Source organism: Kitasatospora sp. NPDC001603 (assembly GCF_040298365.1).
Lineage (GTDB): Bacteria > Actinomycetota > Actinomycetes > Streptomycetales > Streptomycetaceae > Kitasatospora.
The window spans coordinates 5,519-23,997 of the sequence record NZ_JBEPAA010000070.1; the positions used below are offsets into that span (position 1 = coordinate 5,519).

An 18,479-nucleotide genomic window follows, 5' to 3' on the forward strand; every position below is an offset into this window, starting at 1 on the left:
ACCGCGGCCTGTGCTGACCCGTGGCCCGTGCTGACCCGTGGCCTGTTCCGACCGCGGCCTGTGCTGACCCGTGGCCCGTGCTGACCCGCGGCCTGTTCCGACCGCGGCCTGTGCTGACCCGTGGCCCGTGCTGACCCGCGGCCTGTGCTGACCCGTGGCCTGTTCCGATCGCGGCCGAGGGGGGCCGGTTCAGGCCAGTTTGCCGCGCACCCCGCCCGGCCCGGACCGGGCCCGGCGCGACAGCGGCGGCCTGGACGGCCGGATGTCGGCGCGCGTCGCCCCGGTGTCCTCGGCGGCGCGGTGGGCCAGTGCGGCCCGGGCGCCGGCCAGCGCCATCCGCGCCAGCAGCGGGTCCTCACGCAGGCCCGCCGCCCGCTTCGCGGCCTGGCAGTGCGCGCACCAGAGCGCCGAGGCGGGCCCGTCGGGGTACGCCATGGTCTCCGGCGGCAGGTAGTGGCCGCCGCATTCGACGCACTCGAAGACCAGCCTCATCCGACGATCACCGTCCCGGATCCGTGGCATCGACTGCACGGCGACCAGAAGGTGTTGAGCTTCGCCACCATGCTCCCTTCCTCGTCCAGTTCCACCGTGGCCTCGGTCTTCTCGGTCCCCCCGGACCCGCCGCACCCGGCGCAGGACTGAACCTCGGGCATATGACCCTCCTTGGCGCGGGGACCACCGTAGCGCGAATTCCCGGAGTACAGCAGCGGTCCTGACGAACCACCACCCGCACGGGGCGCGTGCGCCCGCCCGCGCGCCCCGGCCGTCCCGGAGGCACCCGGCGGGGAGCGGCGGCGGGACGGCCGGCGGGGTGCTCAGCCCGCCGCGCTGCGCAGGAACTCCCGGTTCATCGCGGCGATGCTGGGCAGCGGGATGCCCTTGGGGCAGGCGGTGGCGCACTCGCCGGTGTTGGTGCAGCCGCCGAAGCCCTCGGCGTCCATCGTGGCGACCATGTCGCGCACCCGGGAGCGGCGTTCGGGCGCGCCCTGCGGCAGCACGTTGAGGTGGACGACCTTGGCGGAGGTGAAGAGCATCGCCGAGCCGTTGGGGCAGGCGGCGACGCAGGCGCCGCAGCCGATGCACTCCGCGTGCTCGAAGGCGGTGTCGGCGGCCTCCTTGGGCACCGGGGTGGCGTGGGCGTCGGGCGCGCTGCCGGTGGGGGCGGTGATGTAGCCGCCGGAGCCGATGATCCGGTCGAACGCGGAGCGGTCCACCACCAGGTCCTTGACGACCGGGAAGGCGGCGGCCCGCCAGGGCTCGACGTCGATCGTGTCGCCGTCGGCGAAGTGCCGCATGTGCAGCTGGCAGGTGGTGGTCCGCTCGGGGCCGTGGGCCTGGCCGTTGATGACCATGCCGCAGGCGCCGCAGATGCCCTCGCGGCAGTCGTGGTCGAAGGCCACCGGCGTGTCGCCGCGGGTGATCAGTTCCTCGTTGAGGGTGTCGAGCATCTCCAGGAAGGACATGTCCGGGCTGATCCCGGTGACCTGGTAGGTGGTCATCGAGCCGGGGGTGTCCGGGCCCGCCTGGCGCCAGATCCGAAGTGTGAGGTTCACGCGTAGCTCCGCTGGGTGGGGTGGACGTGCTCGAAGTCGAGGTGCTCGCGGTGCAGGACGGGGGCGCTGCCGGTGTCGGTGAACTCCCAGGCGGCGGCGTAGGAGAAGGCGTCGTCGCGGCGGGCCGCCTCGCCGTCCTCGGTCTGGCTCTCGGTCCGGAAGTGGCCGCCGCAGGACTCGGCGCGGTGCAGCGCGTCCAGGCACATGAGCTCGGCCAGTTCGAAGTAGTCGACCAGCCGGTTGGCCTTCTCCAGCGACTGGTTGAGCTCCTGCCCGGTGCCGGGCACCCGGATCCGGCGCCAGAACTCCTCGCGCAGCTCCGGGATCCGGGTCAGGGCGCGGCGCAGTCCGGCCTCGTCGCGGGCCATCCCGCACTCGTCCCAGAGGAGTTCACCGAGTTCGCGGTGGAAGGAGTCCGGCGTCCGGTCGCCGCCGACCGCCAGGATCAGGTTCAGCCGGTCGGTCACCTCGGCCTCCACCGAGGCGATCTCGGCGTGGTCGGCCGGGACGGCGGGCAGCGGGTTGCGGGCCAGGTAGTCGTTGAGGGTCGGCGGGAGGACGAAGTAGCCGTCGGCGAGGCCCTGCATCAGGGCGCTGGCACCGAGCCGGTTGGCGCCGTGGTCGGAGAAGTTGGCCTCGCCGACCGCGAACAGGCCCGGGACGGTGGTCTGCAGGTCGTAGTCGACCCAGAGTCCGCCCATCGTGTAGTGGATCGCCGGGTAGATCCGCATCGGCACCCGGTACGGGTCCTCGGCGGTGATCCGCTCGTACATCTCGAACAGGTTGCCGTACTTGGCGGCCACCGCGTCGCGGCCCAGCCGTCGGATGGCGTCCGCGAAGTCCAGGTAGACGCCCTGGCCGCCGGGGCCGACGCCGCGCCCCTCGTCACAGACGTTCTTGGCGGCCCGGGAGGCGATGTCGCGCGGCACCAGGTTGCCGAAGGAGGGGTAGATCCGCTCCAGGTAGTAGTCCCGCTCGTCCTCGGGGATCTCGCCCGGTGCCCGGGTGTCGCCCTTGGCCTTCGGCACCCAGATCCGGCCGTCGTTGCGCAGCGACTCGCTCATCAGGGTGAGCTTGGACTGGTGCTCGCCGGAGCGCGGGATGCAGGTCGGGTGGATCTGGGTGAAGCACGGGTTGGCGAACCAGGCACCGCGCCGGTGGGCGCGCCAGATCGCCGTCGCGTTGGAGTTCTTGGCGTTGGTGGAGAGGTAGAAGACGTTGCCGTAGCCGCCGGTGGCGAGCACCACGGCGTCGGCGGTGTGGGTGCTGATCTCACCGGTCACCAGGTCGCGGGCGACGATGCCGCGGGCCCGCCCGTCGATCACCAGCAGGTCGAGCATCTCGGTGCGGGCGTGCATCTCCACGTTGCCGGCCGCGATCTGGCGCGACAGCGCCTGGTACGCGCCGAGCAGCAGCTGCTGGCCGGTCTGGCCGCGGGCGTAGAAGGTGCGGGAGACCTGCACGCCGCCGAAGGAGCGGGTGTCCAGCAGGCCGCCGTACTCGCGGGCGAACGGGACGCCCTGGGCCACGCACTGGTCGATGATCTCCACCGAGACCTGGGCCAGCCGGTGGACGTTGGACTCGCGGGCGCGGAAGTCGCCGCCCTTGACGGTGTCGTAGAACAGCCGGCGCACGGAGTCGCCGTCGTTGCGGTAGTTCTTGGCGGCGTTGATGCCGCCCTGGGCGGCGATCGAGTGGGCCCGGCGCGGGGAGTCCTGGAAGCAGAACTGGACGACGTGGTAGCCCTGTTCGGCCAGGGTGGCGCCGGCCGCGCCGCCGGCCAGGCCGGTGCCGACCACGATCACGGTGTGCTTGCGCCGGTTCGCCGGGTTGACCAGCTTGGCGTCGAACCGCCGCTGGTCCCAGCGCTGTTCGATCGGCCCGCCGGGGGCCCGGGTATCGGCGACCGGATCGCCGACGCTGTACTCGCTGTAGGGGGTCAACTCACCACTCCGGTCATCACGGCCACGGGGACGGACAGGAAGCCGACGGTCAGCACCAGCGCCAGGCCGTTGGCGGTCAGCTTCAACGCGCGGTCACGGCGGGCGTTGTTGGCGCCGAGGGTCTGCGCGGCGCTCCAGAAGCCGTGCCGGATGTGCAGGCCGACGGCCAGCATCGCGACGACGTAGACCACGCAGCTGTACCAGTTCGAGAAGGAGGCCACGATGTTCTGGTACGGGTGCCCGTGCTCGGCGGCCGGGTTCACGGTGAGCGTGGTCAGGTCCAGGATGTGCCAGACGATGAACAGGGCCAGGATCACCCCGCCCCAGCGCATCGTCCGGGTCGCGTAGCTGGCCCGCCGCCGCTGGTGCACGTACTTGCTGGGGCGCGCCCTGAGGTCGCGCCGGCTCAGCTGGTACGCGGCCAGGCCGTGCAGCCCGACGGCCGCCAGCAGGCCGAACCGGGCGATCCACAGGAACCACTCGTAGTGCAGGACGGGTTGGCCGAGGGTGCGCAGCCAGTGCGCGTAGCCGTTCAGGTCGTCCGGGCCGAAGAAGACCTTCAGGTTGCCCAGCATGTGCGCGACCAGGTACAGCAGCATGACCAGTCCGCTGACGGCCATGACCGCCTTCTTGCCGACGGTCGACCGCCACAGGGTCACCAGGGTGGACGGATGCCGGGCCGTCCGAGTCGCGGTTGTCATGGCGACCACGGTAGGGACGGGCCCGACGGTACGTCCAAGACATGCCGCGGCTCACCGTGATAGCCACAGGCTATGGTCCGCGCTGGGGAGCGGCCTATCCTGGCCGGGTGCAGCTGCAGCAACTCCGCTACTTCCTCGCCGTCGCCGAGACCCGCCACTTCACCCGGGCGGCCGAGGCGGCGCATGTGGCACAGCCGTCCCTCTCCCAGCAGATCCGCGCCCTGGAGCGGGAGTTGGGTGCCGAACTGTTCCACCGCACCCGGGGCAACATCGCCCTCACCGACGCCGGGGACGCCCTGCTGCCGCTGGCCCGGCGCATCCTCGCGGACACCGAGAGCGCCCGGCTGGCCGTCCAGGAGACGGTGCAGCTGCGCCGCGGCCGGGTCCGGCTGGGGGCGCCGCCGAGCCTGTGCACCAGCCTGGTCCCGGACGTCCTGCGGGTCTTCCGGGACCGCTACCCGGGAGTGGCGCTGGTGGTCCGCGAGGGCGGCTCGCGCGACCTGGTCCGGACGCTGGCGGCGGGGGAGCTGGACGTCGCGCTGATCATCACCCCGCCGAGCGGGGAGGCGGCGCCGGCCCTCGCCGTCACCGAGCTGCTGCACGAGGAGCTGGTGCTGGTGGCCCGGGCCGCCACCGCCGCCCGGCGCCGGCGGGTGCGGGTGGCCGAGCTGCGCGACCGGCCGCTGGTGATGTTCCGGGAGGGCTACGACGTGCGGGAGGCGACCCTGGCGGCCTGCCGGGAGGCCGGCTTCGAGCCGGAGTTCGCGGTGGAGGGCGGGGAGATGGACGCGGTGCTGGGCTTCGTCCGGGCCGGGCTCGGGCCGGCCGTGGTGCCGGGCATGGTGGCGGCCCGTTCGGGCCTGGCGGTCACCCCGTTCGCCGGGCCGGGGCTGGGGCGGACGATCGCCGTCGCGCACGGGCACGAGGTGCCGCTGACCCGGGCGGCGGCCGCGCTGCGCGAGACCCTGCTGAGGCACCTGCGCGACGCGGCCCGGGCGGGCGAGCTGCCGCCGGGCACCCGGCTGCTGCTGGAGCCGTGACCGGGCCGGACGGACTCGGTGGTTGGCACGGTGTGCGAAGCACCCGAATCGTGACCCGGCGGCTCCGGGGCGCCGGAACCCGCTGTTCTCGGGCCGCGTCCCAGGCGGTAGCCGCGGTGTCGTAGGGTGCGACGCCGCAGGAGCGGCCGGGCAGTCACGGGGAGAGAGCGCACGATGGACAGCGGGAAGCAGCAGGGCGGCAGACCGACCGGGAGCGGCGACGCTCCCACCGGTGGGGCGGCGGGTCCGCAGGACCCGGCCCCGGGGGATCCGCGGGGCGGGTCGCCGGCGGGTTCCGGGGGCCGGGTGCCGGAGGGTCCGCGGGACCGGGTGCCGGGGATCGAGGACGCGCGCCCCTGGGAGCTCCCCGACTACCTGCACGACCGGGAGCTCGGCGCCGGCGCGAGCGGCCGGGTCGTGCTCGCCCACCACCGGGTGACCGGCACCCCCGTCGCGATCAAGTACCTGCACGACTCCCTCGGCACCCCCGCCCTGCGGGAGGAGGCGCTGGTCCTCGCGGCCGTCGACTCCCCGCACGTCACCCGCCTCTACGAGTACGTGGAGGGCGAGCGGGGCGCCGCCATCGTGATGGAGCTGGTGGACGGGATCGCGCTGCGCGACCTGCTCCGCGCGGAGGGCGCCACCACCCCGCAGGCGGCGCTGGTCGTGCTGAAGGGTTCGCTGCTGGGCCTGGCGGCCGCCCACGAGGCCGGTGTGGTGCACCGCGACTACAAGCCGGGCAACGTCCTGGTCGACGTCGCCGGCACCTCCAAGCTGGTCGACTTCGGCATCGCCGTGCCGAGCGGCGACGACCGCGACGTCTCCGGCACCCCCGCCTACATGCCGCCCGAGCAGTGGGCGGGGCGGCCCGCCTCCCCGGCCGGTGACGTCTACGCCGCCACCGTGACCTTCTTCGAGTGCCTCACCGGCAGCCGTCCGTACGACGGGGTGACGTTCGCCGAGCTCGCCGTCCAGCACACCGAGGCCCCGATCCCGGCCGAGCTGGCGCCCGACCCGGTCCGGCCGCTGATCCTGGCGGGCCTGGCCAAGGACCCGCGGGCCCGCCCGGGGAGCGCGGCCGAGCTGGTCGAGGAGCTGGAGGCCGTCGCGGCGGCCGGGTACGGGCCGCAGTGGGAGGAGAAGGGACGGCTGGACCTCACGGCGCTGGTGGCGCTGCTCGGGCTGCTGCTGCCCGGCACTGGCGGCGCGGCGGGCGGCACCTCGCTGGCGCACACCGCCCTGCCCGACGCCGGCGGCTCGGCCACCCTGGTGCGGCAGACCCCGGCCCGGCTCTCCCCGGTCCGGCGCGGGGCCCGGCTCGGCAGCCGCGGCAAGGCGCTCGTCGGGGTCGCGGCCGGGGCGCTGACCCTGGCCACGCTGGCGGGTATGGCGATCGCCGGGGCGGCCGACGGCGGTGCCCGTACGGTGGTCGGCGGCGCCTCTCCGGAGGCCACCACCACGCTCGGCGCGCCCGGCCCGGCGGCCGGTCCGTCGCCCGACGCGGGCGGTGCCACCGGCACCCCGGACGCCGGTCCGTCCGATCCGGCGGCCACACCGGCCGCGTCGCCCTCGCCGTCGGCGACCTCGGGCGGTCCGAGCACCTCGCCCGCGGCCACGCCGACCGGCAAGCCGCCGACCGGCAAGGCGACCCCGCCCGCGACGGGCGCGCCCACCCCCGGTGCGCCGTCGATCCCGCCCGGCGGCGCGACTCCCACGGCCGCGCAGCCGTCGGCCCCGCCCGCCACCACCGTCCCGCCGACGGCGCCGCCCACCCCGAGCCCGACGGCCACCGTCGCCCCGGCGACCCTCGCGGTGACCACGGTGAACCTGGACTCGCTGACCTGCGGCGGCCGGTGGAGCCTGACCGCCACGGTCACGGTGGTCGCCCAGGGCGCGGGAACCGGCACCCTGACGCTGAGCTGGTACCACAGCTCGGGCGGCCGGTCGATCACCGTCGCGACGGACACCGTAGTGCTCCGCGACGGCCGCGCCACCGTCACCCGGCCGCACGACTTCGGTTCGGCGGACACCTTCCCGACCTGGGGCGTCCGGGTCTCCACCACCCCGGCGGCGGCGAAGCCGGGCAAGACCTCGGCCGAGGTGGCCGCCTACCTGTGCGACCCGCCGCGCTGATCCGCCACCGCTGACCGCTACCGCCGAGCCCCTGCGGCCGAACCCCTGCCGCCGGCCCCGCACCACCCTTCCCACCGCGTTCCCTGGAGCAGCCATGTCCACGCCCCGCCCCGACTCCACCCCGGACTCCGCCCCGGCACCGGGCGCGGCCGCGGACCGGACCGCTCCGCTCGCCGCCGGCGCGCGGCGCCCCGACCGGACGGTCCGCCTCGGGCCCGACCCCGAGGCCACCGTCCGGCTCGACGAGCCCGGGGCGGACCGGACGGTCACGCTCGGGCCGAAGGCCGATGCCGAGGCCACTGTCCGGATGCGGCCCGACGCGGAGCAGCCGGTGCGGCTCGACGGGACCGCGGCCGCCCGTACGGTCGCGGCCGGGCCCGACCCCGAGGCCACCGTCCGGCTCGACGAGACCGGGGCCGCGAGCGCGACCTTCCTGGACCCCCGGGTCTGGGGTGGCGCACCGGCGCCGGGGGAGAACACCACGCTGGTCGGCGCGTCCACACCGGGGGAGACCGCCACGCTCCCCGGCGCACCGGAGCCCGGCGAGACCGGCACCCCGCCGCACGGCACCCCGTCGCACGGCGTCCCGGCGTCCGGCGAGCCGGCGGAACAGCCGCTCGCACCGGGGGAGTTGCGGCGGTTCGGCCCCGGTGTCCCGCCGCAGGCCGCCGCCGTCTGGCACGGTGCCGTCCTCCCGGAGGCGGAGCGGCCGCCCCGCCGGCGCGGGGTGTGGCGCGTGCTGCTCCCGGTGGTGCTGCTGCTGGTCCTCCTGGCCTTCCTGTTCTGGCGCTTCACCATGCCGGCCCTGGCGGTCACCGGGGTCGGTGCGAGCGCCGATCCCGCGGGCCCCGGCTGCGGCGGCACCGCGGTGATCACGGCCGCGGTGGAGACCAACGGCGGCGCGGGCACCCTCCGCTACCGCTGGCTGCGCAGCGACGGCACCACCTCGGGCGAGCTGGCGCAGGAGGTCGGCTCCGGCACGCACCGCACCGAGCTGGTGCTGCGCTGGAGCTTCGAGGGCCAGGGCTCGCTCCCGTCCACCGCCACCCTGGAGCTGCTGTCCCCGGGCCCCCGGAGCGTCTCCGTCTCGTTCCCCTACCACTGCCCCTGAGCCGTCACGGCTCCTGAGCCGTCACCGCTCCCGAGCCGTCACCGCTCCCGAGCCAACTGCTCTGTGGCCCGTAGCCGTTCGAGCCCGTCCAGCAGCAGGTCCAGCGCGAACTCGAACTCGGCCTGGTCGTCGCAGCCGCCGACCGTCGACGCCTCGTCGTGTCCGGCGGCGCCGGCGATCTCCGCGACGTGGGGGTAGGCGAGTGCCAGCTGCCGCAGCACCGCCGGGTCGGGGGTGGCGGCGGTGTCGTCGAACAGTTCCTGGCTGAAGCCCAGCAGCCGGCTGCCCATGGCGTGCATCGCGTGGTGCGTGAGGCCGACGGAGAAACCGCCGGTCCGGAACAGGCCGGCCATCGAGTCGAGGTAGCCGAGGACCGCCGGGGTGGGGCTGGTGCGGGACTGGATCACGCCCGCGGCCCAGGGGTGCCGCAGCAGGACCCGGCGTGCGGCGAGGACGCGTGCGCGCATCGTGGGCTGCCAGCCGCCCTCGCCGGGCGGGCCGATCTCGCCGACGACGAGGTCCACCATGCCGTCGAGGAGTTCGTCCTTGTTGGCCACGTGCTTGTAGAGCGCCATCGGCACCACGCCCAGCTCCTGGGCGAGCTTGCGCATGCTGATCGCGTCCGTCCCGGCGCCGTCGGCGAACACCACCGCCGCTCGCAGGACCCGTTCCCGGCTGAGCGGCGCCCGCCGCGTTCCGTCCGCTGACTGCTTCATCTTGACGAGTGTACGGCGTACGCCTATCGTCATCGACAGGTGTACGCCGTACACCTGTGCTACTGGGTGGGGAGTTCCGCAATGGACACAGACAGACGCGAGGGCATCGCGGCGGGCGTGCTGTTCCTGGTGACCGAGGTCGCCGCGGTGGCCGGGCTGACGCTGTACCGACCGCTGCTGGACGGCACGGACTACGTGCTGGGCGCGGGTGCCGACAACCGGGTCCTGCTCGGGGCGCTGTGCGAGGTGGTCCTGGCCCTGGCGGTGGTGGGCACCGGGGTGACGCTCTTTCCGGTCCTCCGGCGCCGGCACGAGGGGCTCGCGCTCGGCTATGTGTGCGTCCGGCTGCTGGAGGCGGTCGTCATCGTCCTCGGGCTGGTCAGCGTGCTCGCGGTGGTGACGCTGCGCCGGGAGGCACCGGCGGCCTCCGATGCCGGTGCCTCCTCCTTCGCCGTGGCGGCCAAGGCGCTCATCGCCGTCCACGACTGGACCTTCCTGCTCGGGCCCAATCTGATCCTCGGCGTCAACACCCTGATGCTGGCCGTGCTCCTGCACCGGACCGGGGCCGTGCCGCGGGTGATCACCGCGCTGGGCCTGGTGGGCGGGCCGCTGATCTGCGCCTCCGCGGTGGCCGTGCTGTTCGGCCGCTACGCTCAGCTCTCCGGGCCCGGCACGGCCGCGGCCGTCCCGGTCTTCGCCTGGGAGCTCTCCCTCGCCGGCTGGCTCGTGCTCCGCGGCTTCCGCGGAGCGTCCGTCGGAGCCGGCGGAACCGCCGCGGTGGCGCTCGACGCCGAAGCCGGACCCGAAACCGGCCCCGCCGGCCGCAGGTGGCCCGCCGTCGCCCGGCCCAGCTGAAGCAGGCTCAGCCCGAACATCAGGACGCCCAGCGGGACGTGCAGGCTCGCTACGTGCTGGACGCCCAGGACCACCTGCGCCGACGCGAGGACGAGGAATCCGGTCGAGTGGAGGACGGGCCGGGGCGAACCGCCGCCCGGCCGCCACCTCAGGACCGAGGCGAGGACGTACAGCATCGTCGTGGCGTACATCCCGCGGGCCCCGCCGCTGTGCAGCGGTTCTCCGTAGGACGTGGACAGCAACAGCCCGGCGGTGACCGCCTGGAAGAAGATGGCCGCGGTCTGCAGGGCGATCGCGACCCGCAGGAACGCGGAGAGCCTGGGACTGTGCTGCGGTGCCGTCGTCCGGGTGGGCATGAGGGCCCCTTCCTTCTGTCGCTCGACTCTGCTTCTTCTCGACCGTGTCCGAGGGCCGGCGAACCGGCCGCTCACCGGTCCGACGACACAGCCGCCGTAAACGTCAGGCGCCACCCCGGCCCGGGCCCACCGGCACGACCTGTGGATCATGGTGCGGTCAGGCCCGAACGAGGGAGTCGTCACGACCATGACCAGTCGACCCGAGCCCGGACCGGACCGGCCCGACCCGAGCCTGAGCGTGCTCGTGGGCGAGCGCCGGCAGCTGATCGACATCGCCTACCGGCTGCTCGGCTCGCTGGCCGAGGCCGAGGACGCCGTCCAGGAGGCCTGCGCCCGCTGGTACGCGATGTCCCGGCAGCAGCGGGAGGCCGTCGAGTCCCCCGGGGCGTGGCTGACGACGGTGGCCAGTCGGATCTGTCTCGACGTGCTCGGCTCGGCGCGGGCACGGCGCGAGCGTTACGTGGGCGAGTGGATCCCGGAGCCGCTGCCGGACGGCGCGCAGTGGCTGCACGGCCGGCCGGGCGCCGGCGGCGACCCCGCCGACCTGGTCACCCTGGACGAGTCCGTCGACATGGCGTTCCTCGTCGTGCTCGAATCGATGACCCCGGCCGAACGGGTCGCCTTCGTCCTGCACGACGTCTTCCAGTACCCCTTCGCCGACGTGGCCGCGATCGTCGGGCGGACGCCCGCGGCCTGCCGGCAGCTGGCCTCCTCGGGCCGCCGCCGGATCCGCGCGGCCCGGCCGCCGGTGGCACCGCGCGTGCGGGACGAAGAAGAAGCCCGCATCATCAGGGAGTTCAAGCAGGCCTGGGAGGCCAAGGACATCGCCGCCCTGGTCGGCCTGCTCGACCCCGACGCCACGATGACCGCCGACGGCGGCGGGCTGGCCGGCGCCGCGCTGCGCCCGGTCACGGGCGCCGAGCGGATCGCCCGCTACATCGTCGGGATCGGCGACCTGGCGCCGGGCATGGAGCTGCTGGAGCGCTCGGTCAACGGCCGCCCCGGACTGGCGGCCCGGCGGGGCGGCGTCACCGTGACGGTGGCCGCGTTCGGCCTCGCCGGCGAGCGGATCGCGCAGATCTGGGCGGTGCGCAACCCGGAGAAGCTCGGGCGCTGGGGCGGGTGATGCCGGGGGCGGGCGCGGTGGAGCCCCGGGGCGGCTGCCCCGGGGCTCCTCCGGCGGTGGTGCGGATCAGGCCGGCAGGACGGCCTCGATCGCGGTGATCACCTCGGCCGACTCCGGCTCGGTGCGGGGCCGGATCCGGGCGGCCACCGTGCCGTCCGGCGAGACCAGGAACTTCTCGAAGTTCCAGGACACGTCACCGGCCTGGCCCTCGGCGTCGGCGGTCCGGGTCAGCGCCGCGTACAGCGGGTGCTGGTCGGCGCCGTTGACGTCCGTCTTCTCGAACAGCGGGAAGGAGACGCCGTAGGTGGTGGAGCAGAAGGTCTGGATCTCCTCGGCGCTGCCCGGCTCCTGCCCGGCGAACTGGTTCGAGGGGAAGCCCAGCACGGTGAAGCCGCGCTCGGCGTAGCGCGCCTGGAGCCGCTCCAGGCCGGCGTACTGGGGCGTCAGGCCGCACTTGGAGGCGACGTTGACGATCAGCAGCGCCTTGCCCTTGTAGTCGGCCAGCGAGGCGGTCTCGCCGGACAGGGTGCGCAGCGGGATGTCGTACAGGCTCACGGAAGTCCCCTTCGGATGGTCGGATATCGGTGCAGCACTCGTCACGGAACGGTAGCCGCCCCGCCCCGGTCAACCACGACCGGGCTCCGGGTGTTCCGCCCCCTCTTCTGCTCCCGTCCGGCCGGACCGGGCGTCGGAGCGGGCCTCGGGCCGGCCGTCGGTCCGGGCCCCGGTCCGCGCGTCGAAGCGGGCGGCGACGGCGGCGAAGTCGGCGCTGAGCCAGCGTTCGGGGCGCATCCGGATGGCGATGTCGGCGGTCAACTGCTCGGTGGTGGCGGCGAGGTAGGCGCGGGCGGTGGCGGGCGGCATGTAGCGGTGGGCCATCGCGGCGCGCTCGGCCGGGTCGACCCCGTCCTCGATCGCGACCACCGGGCCCTCCACGCTCACGTAGCGGCAGGGCGGCTCCTCCTGCTGGGCACAGAGCGCGAACCGCCCGCTGGCACGGATCCGGCGGGCCTTGGCGGAGTCCCGGCCGGTCAGGATGGTGAGGACGCCGCCCGGCCGGTAGGAGTACCAGATCGGGACGGCCAGCAGGCGCCCGGCCGGTTGGGCGCCGTCGCCGCCGACGGCCAGGACCCCGACGTGCGGGCCCGCCAGGAAGGCCTCGCGCTCGGACAAGCTCATGGTGAAGGGCACGGAGTGGCCTCCCGGGCTACGGAAGCCCGCGCGCTGCGGTCGCGTGCGGGCGGTGCACCGGTACGTACCCGGACGACCGGCGTGCCGAACGCGGTCGCGCCGGACGGGGCGGGCTCGCCGCCGGGCGGGCGCCGTGGTGCGCCCGGCGCGGCCCGGGGGTGCCGCCCGCGCCCCCGGGGGGCGCAGGCCCGGCGCCGGTGGGGGCGCCGGGCAACCGCGCGGCTCAGAGCGCCAGCGGCTTGATGGCCGTGGGGGCGTGCTCGGGCAGGGTGGCGAGCTCCTCGAACTCGGTCACGTCGCTCATGTCGACGGTCCGGCTCATCGAGATGTTGGTGATGCGCTCCAGGATGGCCTCGACCACGACCGGGACGCTGTGCTCGGCGGCGAGCTTCTTGGCCTCCTCGAAGGCGGCGCCCAGCTGGTCGGGGTCGGTGACGCGGATGGCCTTGACCCCGAGGCCCTCGGCGACCTTGACGTGGTCGACGCCGTAGACGCCGAGCTCCGGGGTGTTGATGTTCTCGAACTCCAGATTGACCTGGAAGTTGATGTCCAGTCCGATCTGCGCCTGGCGGATCAGGCCCAGGTAGGCGTTGTTCACCAGGACGTGGATGTAGGGGACCTTGTGCTGGGCGGCGACCGCCAGCTCCTCGATCATGAACTGGAAGTCGTAGTCGCCCGAGAGCGCGACGATCGGGGTGCCCGGGTCGGCGGTGGCGGCGCCGATCGCGGCCGGGATGGTCCAGCCGAGCGGGCCTGCCTGGCCGCAGTTGATCCAGTGCCGCGGCCGGTAGACGTGCAGCATCTGCGCGCCGGCGATCTGCGAGAGGCCGATCGTGGTGACGTAGCGGGTCTCCGGGCCGAAGGCCTTGTTCATCTCCTCGTAGACGCGCTGCGGCTTCATCGGGATGTTGTCGAAGTGGGTGCGGCGCTGGAGGGTGGCCTTGCGCTCCTGGGCGGACCCGGCCCACGCGGTGAAGTCGGGCAGCCGGCCCTCGGCCTTGAGCTCCTTGGCGACCTCGACGAAGAGCTCCAGCGCGGCCTTGGCGTCGGAGGCGATGCCGTAGTCCGGGGCGAAGATCTTGCCGATCTGGGTGGGCTCGATGTCGACGTGGACGAACGTGCGGCCCTTGGTGTACGCCTCCAGGTTGTACCCGGTGTGGCGGTTGGCCCAGCGGTTGCCGATGCCGAGGACGAAGTCCGACTCCAGGAAGGTCGCGTTCCCGTAGCGGTGCGAGGTCTGGACGCCGACCATGCCGGCGCTCAGCGGGTGGTCGTCGGGGATGGTGCCCCAGCCCATCAGGGTGGAGATGACCGGGACGCCGGTCAGCTCGGCGAACTCGACGAGCAGGTCGCAGGCGTCGGCGTTGATGATGCCGCCGCCGGCGACGATCAGCGGGCGCTCGGACTCCAGCAGGAAGCGGATCGCCTTCTCGGCCTGGGCACGGCTGGCCCGCGGCTGGTAGACCGGCAGCGGCTGGTAGGTCTCGGGGTCGAACTCGATCTCGGTCAGCTGGACGTCGATCGGCAGGTCGATGAGGACCGGGCCCGGACGGCCGGAGCGCATCAGGTGGAAGGCCTCCTGGAAGACGCCCGGGACCTGGGCGGCCTCCAGCACGGTGGTGGCCTTCTTGGTGACCGGCTTGGCGATCGAGGCGATGTCGACGGCCTGGAAGTCCTCCTTGTGCAGCTTGGAGACCGGCGCCTGGCCGGTGATGCACAGGATCGGGATCGAGTCGGCGATCGCCGAGTAGAGGCCGGTGATCATGTCGGTGCCGGCCGGGCCGGAGGTGCCGATGCAGACACCGATGTTGCCGGCCTTGGCGCGCGTGTAGCCCTCCGCCATGTGGGAGGCGCCCTCGACGTGCCGGGCCAGCGTGTGCCGGATGCCGCCGCCCTCCTTGAGGGCCCGGTAGAACGGGTTGATCGCCGCGCCCGGCACGCCGAACGCGACCTCAACGCCTTCGAGCTTGAGGATCTCCACTGCCGCGCGGGCGGCTGTCATACGAGGCATCGGGTATCTCCTGCATCGGCCCGCAGTGGGTCGGAGGGCTCATCTCCAGAATTCCACCATACGGAAGAACGGTTTCTGTATGCGGAAACAAAGTAAGGCGGGGCCCGTCAGGGCGTCAAGGGGGCTTTCAACAGAATGTGGAAGCGGGGCGTGCCGCGGGGATGGCGGGAAACCGCAGGTGGCGGGCGCGGGGGAGGGGGTGGGCCGGCCGTCCGGCCAGGCTGTCACGGCGGGCGCGGCCGGACCATCGCCCGTTCCTCCAGTCCGCCGGGCCCGGGCGGGCCCGGCGGTCGTCCCTTCGTGCAAAGCGCGCGCTTCCGGCACCGGCCTCGTTCGTGTGCCAGTCCACGGGCCGAACGCGCGTACCCGGCCGGAGCCCCGGGTCGGCGCGGAAAGCGTCGCCGGTGTGCGGCTCGCGTGAAGATTCGGTGGGCGAGGTCGGCCCCGCGCGGGGCCCTGGGTACCGTCGGTGGCACGCCGGACCCGTCATGGTTGCCATGTTCAACTCGGGCCGCGGCAGGGGGATTTGGGATCGACCGGGGAGCGGGGGAGCTCCGGCCGTCGGGTCCCGTTCCCGGACCGGGCCCGCCCGGTCCGCGCGCGGCCGACCGAGGCATGGCCCCCTGACCGCACCCGCTCCGCCCCGACACCCATCGCCGCCGCCCGCCACGGCCGCCCGGCCCGCCCGGACGGCCGCCCGTACCGACGCCGCCCGCGCCGTACGCGCCGCGGAGGCCGCCGGGTGCGCCGCCGAGGTCGCGCCCGGTGCGCCGACGCGGTGAGCGTCCACCGGCGCGCGACCCGCTCGCCCGCCAGGTCCGTCCTCGCCGTCCGCCCGCCAGGTCCGCCCGCTTCGGCGTCCGGCCGCCCGCCCGGCCCGCCCGCCCCGGCGTCCGCCCGTCCGGACGCACCCAGCAGCGCGTCCGCCCGTGGGCGGTTGCGCGGAAGGAACGTACCCATGCTCCGACCCGCCTGCTGTCTCCCCGTCCGCCCCGGCACCGCTGCGGCGGTGACCCGATGAGCGCCCCGTCCGGCCGGTCCGAGAGTCCGCCGGGCCGTTCCGGCGAGGGCGCCCTGCCGGGCCGGGCCCGGCGCGTTCCCGTCCGTGCCGTGCGCGCCGTGCCCTGGCGCTTCGACCTGCCGGCCTCCCTGGTGGTCTTCCTGGTCGCCCTGCCGCTCTGCGTCGGCGTGGCCGTCGCCTCCGGGGTGCCCGCCGAGCTCGGCCTGGTCACCGGGATCGTCGGCGGCCTGGTGGTCGGCGCGCTGCCGGGCAGCAGCCTCCAGGTCAGCGGCCCGGCCGCCGGGCTCACCGTCCTGGTCTACGAGGCCGTCCAGGACTACGGTGCCGGCGCGCTGGGCCTCCTGGTGCTCGCCACCGGCCTGCTCCAACTGGCCATGGGCGCCCTGCGGCTGGGCCGCTGGTTCCGTGCGATGTCCGCGTCCGTGGTCCACGGCATGCTGGCGGGCATCGGCCTGACCCTGCTGTTCGGCCAGCTCTACGCGCTCGCCGACCGCAGGGCGCCCTCGACCGGGCCCGAGAAGATCGCCGGCCTGCCGGCGCTGCTGCGCGACGCCGTCACCGGCGCGGCGACGCCGGCCGCGGTCGCCCTCGGCGTCGCCACCCTGCTGGTGCTGGCCTTCTGGAAGTACCTGCCCGCCCGGGTGGCCCGGACGGTGCCCGCACCGCTCGCCGCCGTCGGCCTCGCGGCCGCCGTCACGGCCGCCGCCGACCTGCCGGTCGCCCGGATCCGGGTCTCCGGCCTGCTGGACGTGGTCCGGCTGCCGGAGCGCGACGCGCTGGGCGCGCTGGCGAGCACGGCGGGCGTCGGTACCGTCCTCGCCTTCACCCTGATCGCCTCGGCCGAGACGCTGTTCAGCGCCGCCGCGGTGGACCGGATGCACCACGGCCCGCGGACCGACTACGACCGTGAGCTGACCGCGCAGGGCGTCGGCAACACGCTCTGCGGCCTGCTCGGGGCGCTCCCGATGACGGCGGTGATCGTCCGCAGCGCGACGAACGTCCAGGCCGGCGCCCGCACCAAGGCCTCCCGCGTCCTGCACGGGCTCTGGCTGCTGCTGTTCACCGCGCTGCTGCCGGGGGTGCTCGGCCTGGTCCCGCTCACCGCGCTGGCCGCCGTGCTGGTGCACGCGGGCGCCAAGCTCGTCCCGGTCCGGCGGATCGTCGGGCTCTGCCGCGAACACCGCGGCGAGGCGGTGGTGCTCGCGGTGACGGCGGTCTCGATCATCACCACCGACCTGTTCGAGGGCGTCCTGATCGGGATCGGCCTGGCCGTGGTCAAGTCGGCCTGGCAGACCTCGCACCTGCAGATCGCGGTGGAGGAACTGCCGCCCCCGGAGGCCCCGGAGCCCGTTCCCGCCACCGGCGGGGCCGCCGGCCCGGCGCTCACCCGGGCACCGCTGCGGGTCCGTCTGAGCGGCAACGCGACCTTCCTGCGGCTGCCCCGGCTGCTGGACACCCTGGAGCGGCTGCCGGCGGACCGCCCGGTCGAGCTGGACTGGTCGGGGCTGCGCCACCTGGACCACGCCTGCACGGTGGCGCTCAGCACCTGGGCCGAGCAGCACCGGGCCCGCAGCTCCGCGCCGCTGGCGGTCGAACCGCCGCTGCCGACGGTGGCCTGACGGGTCGTTCGGTCTGATGGCTCGTCCGGTCTACCGGGGAGACCTGCTCGGCAGGGGGGGCCGGCTCGTCAGGGTGCCGGGTCGTCGGCCGGTCCGGCCGGGCCGGGCGGCTAGCCTGGTCGCGGCGCCGGGGCGCCCGACGGACCGGGCACCGGGACAGCGCCGAGCCGGAGGAGGAACAGAGCCGTGATCGCAGCGTTTTCGGTCACCCCGCTGGGGGTCGGCGAGGAGGTGGGGGAGGCGGTCCCCGCCGCCGTCCGGGTGGTCCGCGCGAGCGGGCTGCCGAACCGCACGGACGCGATGTTCACCAGCGTCGAGGGGGAGTGGGACGAGGTGATGCCGGTGATCCGGGCGGCGATCGAGGCCGTGAAGGCCTACAGCGGACGGGTCAGCACCGTCATCAAGATCGACGACCGGGCCGGGGTCTCGGACGGGCTCACCGCCAAGGTGGCCTCGGTGGAACGCCACCTCGCGGAGGGGTGAGCCCCGGCCGGCCCTGCGGTGAGGCCCGGCCCGCCGACCCGAGCGGGCCGGCGGGCCGGGCTTCGGTCAGCGTGCCGCGGTGGGCTGGGTGCTCTGCTCCGCCGGCGCGGAGCCGTAGGCCCGGTCGGCCGTCCACCGGGGGAGCAGCCGGTCCACCGCGAACGGTCCGGAGCCGAGCGCGGCTATCGCGAGGAACGCCCAGCAGAACAGCACCGAGGCCTCGCCGCCGTTCTGCAGCGGCAGCAGGGCGTGCTCCTGGTGGACGGTGAAGTACGCGTAGGCCATCGAGCCGGAGCAGAGCAGGGCGGCGGTCCGGGTGCCGAGTCCGGCCAGGACCAGGACGCCGCCGACGAGCTGGATCAGTGCGGCCCACCAGCCGGGCCACTGGCCGACCGGGACGGAGCCGCCGCCCTTGGCGCCGCCGAAGACGCCGAAGAGCGAGGCGGCGCCGTGGCAGGCGAAGAGCAGCCCGACGACGACGCGAAAGACCGTCAGGACGAGGGGGCGGACGGTGTCGACCGCTTGCTGGGGAGTAGCCGGCATGGACGTCTCCTTGGGGGGAGGGGGTGGGGGACGGGCGGCGGTAAGGGTACCCTTATCTGGAATCGCCTGACAACACT

Annotated in this window: 17 protein-coding genes and 1 pseudogene; 7 read left to right on the forward strand and 11 right to left on the reverse strand. The window is 74.6% G+C overall.

Annotated elements, in window-relative coordinates; translation table 11 throughout:
* Positions 1–189 precede the first annotated feature (189 nt).
* The 5 genes from ABT263_RS30755 to ABT263_RS30775 form a co-directional block, all read right to left on the reverse strand.
* The gene (locus tag ABT263_RS30755; protein WP_352295314.1) at positions 190–492 is read right to left on the reverse strand and encodes a hypothetical protein; all 303 of its coding nucleotides are present in this window, start codon (positions 490–492) and stop codon (positions 190–192) included.
* Positions 489–653 carry a hypothetical protein gene (locus ABT263_RS30760; protein ID WP_352295316.1) on the reverse strand — a complete coding sequence of 55 codons (165 nt, stop codon included), beginning with the start codon at positions 651–653 and terminating at the stop codon, positions 489–491. The genes ABT263_RS30755 and ABT263_RS30760 overlap by 4 nt, the downstream gene beginning before the upstream one ends.
* Before the next feature lie 162 nt (positions 654–815).
* Positions 816–1,553 (reverse strand): succinate dehydrogenase/fumarate reductase iron-sulfur subunit, encoded by a 738-nt coding sequence (locus tag ABT263_RS30765; protein ID WP_329486004.1) that lies wholly within the window; start codon positions 1,551–1,553, stop codon positions 816–818.
* On the reverse strand, positions 1,550–3,496 hold the full coding sequence (locus ABT263_RS30770) for a fumarate reductase/succinate dehydrogenase flavoprotein subunit (protein WP_352295318.1): 1,947 nt from the start codon (positions 3,494–3,496) through the stop codon (positions 1,550–1,552). Before ABT263_RS30770 ends, ABT263_RS30765 begins: the two co-directional genes overlap by 4 nt.
* Positions 3,493–4,197 carry a succinate dehydrogenase cytochrome b subunit gene (locus ABT263_RS30775; RefSeq protein ID WP_352295320.1) on the reverse strand — a complete coding sequence of 235 codons (705 nt, stop codon included), beginning with the start codon at positions 4,195–4,197 and terminating at the stop codon, positions 3,493–3,495. The genes ABT263_RS30770 and ABT263_RS30775 overlap by 4 nt, the downstream gene beginning before the upstream one ends.
* Positions 4,198–4,304: 107 nt before the next feature.
* Between ABT263_RS30775 and ABT263_RS30780 the strand changes: the two genes are divergently transcribed.
* The 3 genes from ABT263_RS30780 to ABT263_RS30790 all read left to right on the forward strand — a co-directional run bounded on the left by ABT263_RS30780 (position 4,305) and on the right by ABT263_RS30790 (position 8,481).
* Positions 4,305–5,237, forward strand: coding sequence for a LysR family transcriptional regulator (locus ABT263_RS30780; RefSeq protein WP_352295322.1), 933 nt, complete (start codon positions 4,305–4,307; stop codon positions 5,235–5,237).
* 330 nt (positions 5,238–5,567) lie between these two features.
* The gene (locus tag ABT263_RS30785; RefSeq protein ID WP_352295324.1) at positions 5,568–7,370 is read left to right on the forward strand and encodes a serine/threonine-protein kinase; all 1,803 of its coding nucleotides are present in this window, start codon (positions 5,568–5,570) and stop codon (positions 7,368–7,370) included.
* Between the two features lie 94 nt (positions 7,371–7,464).
* Positions 7,465–8,481 (forward strand): hypothetical protein, encoded by a 1,017-nt coding sequence (locus ABT263_RS30790; RefSeq protein WP_352295326.1) that lies wholly within the window; start codon positions 7,465–7,467, stop codon positions 8,479–8,481.
* Between the two features lie 38 nt (positions 8,482–8,519).
* On the opposite strand, the gene ABT263_RS30795 is transcribed toward ABT263_RS30790, so the two are convergent.
* Positions 8,520–9,197 (reverse strand): TetR/AcrR family transcriptional regulator C-terminal domain-containing protein, encoded by a 678-nt coding sequence (locus ABT263_RS30795; RefSeq protein ID WP_352295328.1) that lies wholly within the window; start codon positions 9,195–9,197, stop codon positions 8,520–8,522.
* A gap of 81 nt (positions 9,198–9,278) precedes the next feature.
* Here ABT263_RS30795 and ABT263_RS30800 point away from each other — a divergent pair, with 81 nt between their 5' ends.
* Complete coding sequence (locus ABT263_RS30800; RefSeq protein WP_352295330.1) at positions 9,279–10,052, forward strand: DUF4386 domain-containing protein; 774 nt, start codon at positions 9,279–9,281, stop codon at positions 10,050–10,052.
* On the opposite strand, the pseudogene ABT263_RS30805 reads toward ABT263_RS30800, so the two are convergent.
* Positions 10,040–10,408: pseudogene (locus ABT263_RS30805) on the reverse strand (hypothetical protein); the annotation flags it as partial. The gene ABT263_RS30800 and the pseudogene ABT263_RS30805 sit on opposite strands and share 13 nt — an antisense overlap.
* Before the next feature lie 187 nt (positions 10,409–10,595).
* Here ABT263_RS30805 and sigJ point away from each other — a divergent pair.
* Positions 10,596–11,534 (forward strand): RNA polymerase sigma factor SigJ, encoded by a 939-nt coding sequence (gene sigJ, locus ABT263_RS30810; RefSeq protein ID WP_352295332.1) that lies wholly within the window; start codon positions 10,596–10,598, stop codon positions 11,532–11,534.
* Between the two features lie 66 nt (positions 11,535–11,600).
* On the opposite strand, the gene ABT263_RS30815 is transcribed toward sigJ, so the two are convergent.
* The 3 genes from ABT263_RS30815 to gcl all read right to left on the reverse strand — a co-directional run bounded on the left by ABT263_RS30815 (position 11,601) and on the right by gcl (position 14,727).
* Entirely contained in the window at positions 11,601–12,089 is a 489-nt protein-coding gene (locus ABT263_RS30815) for a glutathione peroxidase (protein WP_329485994.1), read from the reverse strand.
* 69 nt (positions 12,090–12,158) lie between these two features.
* A complete protein-coding gene (locus ABT263_RS30820; protein WP_352295334.1) occupies positions 12,159–12,725 on the reverse strand; it encodes a pyridoxamine 5'-phosphate oxidase family protein in 567 nt (188 codons plus the stop codon).
* A gap of 223 nt (positions 12,726–12,948) precedes the next feature.
* A complete protein-coding gene (gene gcl / locus ABT263_RS30825) occupies positions 12,949–14,727 on the reverse strand; it encodes a glyoxylate carboligase (protein ID WP_352295377.1) in 1,779 nt (592 codons plus the stop codon).
* A 1,026-nt stretch (positions 14,728–15,753) separates the two neighbouring features.
* On the opposite strand from gcl, the gene ABT263_RS30830 reads away from it, so the two are divergent.
* Together ABT263_RS30830 and ABT263_RS30835 are read left to right on the forward strand one after the other, a co-directional pair.
* Positions 15,754–17,376 (forward strand): SulP family inorganic anion transporter, encoded by a 1,623-nt coding sequence (locus ABT263_RS30830; RefSeq protein ID WP_352295336.1) that lies wholly within the window; start codon positions 15,754–15,756, stop codon positions 17,374–17,376.
* Between the two features lie 186 nt (positions 17,377–17,562).
* Positions 17,563–17,859 (forward strand): MTH1187 family thiamine-binding protein, encoded by a 297-nt coding sequence (locus ABT263_RS30835; RefSeq protein ID WP_352295338.1) that lies wholly within the window; start codon positions 17,563–17,565, stop codon positions 17,857–17,859.
* Between the two features lie 66 nt (positions 17,860–17,925).
* On the opposite strand, the gene ABT263_RS30840 is transcribed toward ABT263_RS30835, so the two are convergent.
* On the reverse strand, positions 17,926–18,402 hold the full coding sequence (locus tag ABT263_RS30840; protein WP_352295340.1) for a DoxX family protein: 477 nt from the start codon (positions 18,400–18,402) through the stop codon (positions 17,926–17,928).
* Positions 18,403–18,479 lie beyond the last annotated feature (77 nt).